Origin of the sequence: Cetobacterium somerae ATCC BAA-474 (assembly GCF_000479045.1) — a bacterium.
Classification (GTDB): Bacteria; Fusobacteriota; Fusobacteriia; order Fusobacteriales; family Fusobacteriaceae; genus Cetobacterium_A; species Cetobacterium_A somerae.
Genome location: NZ_KI518138.1, coordinates 1 through 2,213 on the forward strand (window position 1 = coordinate 1; position 2,213 = coordinate 2,213).

General features: G+C 30.7%; 2 protein-coding genes and 1 tRNA gene. All 3 read left to right on the top strand.

Annotated features, from left to right (window positions below):
- Positions 1-221 precede the first annotated feature (221 nt).
- The 3 genes from HMPREF0202_RS06190 to HMPREF0202_RS06200 all read left to right on the top strand — a co-directional run bounded on the left by HMPREF0202_RS06190 (position 222) and on the right by HMPREF0202_RS06200 (position 2,065).
- On the top strand, positions 222-422 hold the full coding sequence (locus tag HMPREF0202_RS06190; RefSeq protein ID WP_023052292.1) for a cold-shock protein: 201 nt from the start codon (positions 222-224) through the stop codon (positions 420-422).
- Between the two features lie 124 nt (positions 423-546).
- Positions 547-1,938 (top strand): alanine/glycine:cation symporter family protein, encoded by a 1,392-nt coding sequence (locus tag HMPREF0202_RS06195; RefSeq protein WP_040406631.1) that lies wholly within the window; start codon positions 547-549, stop codon positions 1,936-1,938.
- 50 nt (positions 1,939-1,988) lie between these two features.
- A tRNA-Arg gene (locus HMPREF0202_RS06200) sits at positions 1,989-2,065 on the top strand.
- Positions 2,066-2,213 lie beyond the last annotated feature (148 nt).

Genomic DNA, 2,213 nt, shown 5'->3' on the forward strand with positions numbered 1-2,213 from the left:
CAAGAAGCGCCATTTTTTTATTTTTTGGAAAATGAAAGAACTACATCAGTAGAAAATATTTGACATGAAGATTTAAATAGTGTATACTGTGTTTGAATGATGTATAAATTGAAAGAAATTCTAGTATTTAATATTTAAAGGTCTTTACATAGGTACCTTATATTAGTTGGATTGAATGGAGATTTATTACATGAAATCAAAATTTTTTATGGAGGTATCAAATGAAAGGTACAGTTAAATGGTTCAACCAAGAGAAAGGATTCGGATTCATCACTGGTGAAGATGGAAAGGATGTATTCGCACACTTCTCTCAAATTCAAAAGGACGGATTCAAAACTCTTAACGAGGGAGAAGAAGTAACTTTTGATGTAACTGAGGGAGCAAAAGGACCTCAAGCTACAAACATCGTAGTAGCAAAGTAATTTTAAGGAGTCAATGACTCCTTTTTTTTTTACAAAAAAATAATAGCAATTTAAAAAATATATTTTTCATTTTGCATTCTTTATGATAAAATTATTTCATAAAAATCGAAATAAAGGGGGAAAAATGGAAATATTAAATTCATTAATAAATTTTTTTAATGATATTTTATGGGGTTATGTTCTTATTGTAATGTTATTATTTGTAGGAACATACTTTACACTAAAAACAAAATTTGTTCAAATAAGATATTTTGGACAAATGATAAAAATTTTAGGTGATAGCGTTGGTCATAAAGGTGGAGTTTCATCATTTAAAGCATTTTGTATAAGTACTGCTTCTAGAGTTGGAACTGGAAATTTGGCTGGAGTTGCGATAGCGATAGCTTCAGGAGGTCCAGGTGCTATATTTTGGATGTGGCTAATAGCCATTATAGGTGGAGCATCTAGTTTTGTAGAAAGTACTTTGGCACAAATTTATAAAGTGAAAGATGGAGAAGCTTTTAGAGGTGGACCAGCTTATTATATGGAGAAAGCTCTTAATAAAAGATGGATGGGTGTTGCATTTTCAATATTAATATCAATAACTTTTGGACTAATATTTAACTCAGTTCAATCAAATACAATATCTTTAGCTTTTCATGAAGCTTTTAAATTGGATAGAACAATAATAGGTATTGTATTAGCTATTGGAACAGGAGCTATAATCTTTGGTGGAGTTCAAAGGATAGCGAACTTTAGTGCTGCAGTAGTACCTGTTATGGCGATTCTTTACATACTAGTTTCATTGTATGTAATTGTAAGCAATATAAGTATGGTTCCAGAAATATTTAGAGATATAATTGAAAATGCTTTTGGTATTAGACAGGCAGTTGGTGGAGGAATAGGAGCTGCTATTATGACTGGAGTAAAAAGAGGTTTATTTTCTAATGAAGCAGGTATGGGATCAGCACCAAATGCAGCGGCAGCAGCGGAAACCTCTCACCCTGTAAAGCAAGGATTTGTACAAACTTTAGGAGTATTTACAGATACAATTTTGATTTGTTCATGTACAGCTTTTATGGTTTTAATATCAGGAGCACATAAGACTGAAGGATTAACAGGAATTCAATTAACTCAAAATGCCTTAAGTTCTCAAGTTGGTGGATGGGGAAATGTTTTCATCGCATTATGCATATTATTATTTGCTTTTAGCTCAATAATTGGAAATTATTATTATGGAGAAACGAATATAGAATTTTTAACTCCAAATAAAACTTGGTTAAACTTATATAGAGTTGGAGTTATAGGAATGGTAATGTTTGGTTCTATTGGAGAGTTAGCACTTGTTTGGAATATGGCTGATTTATTTATGGGATTAATGGCAGTATTGAATCTTATAGCTATATTCTTACTAGGTAAAGTTGCTTTTGAAGCTTTAGGTGATTATAGCAATCAAAAAGAGAGTGGACTAGATCCTAGTTTCAATAAAAATGATATAGATATGCCATATGGTGAAAGAGTTGAGTGTTGGGATTAAGAAAAGTTGTTGACTTAAATCTTAAAATGCTGTAAAATCTCTTATAGTGAGCCTCCATAGCTCAATTGGATAGAGCATCTGACTTCGGATCAGAGGGTTATGGGTTCGATCCCTGTTGGGGGCGCCATAAGATATTTAATAGTATAAAAAATAAAGGTCATTAAATCAATTTTGATTTAATGACCTTTTTGTATATTATAAATTTTTACTATTTATAATTTCTAATTGTTTTTTAAATTTTTTTAATATATTTAAAAAAATTTCAATCTCATTCT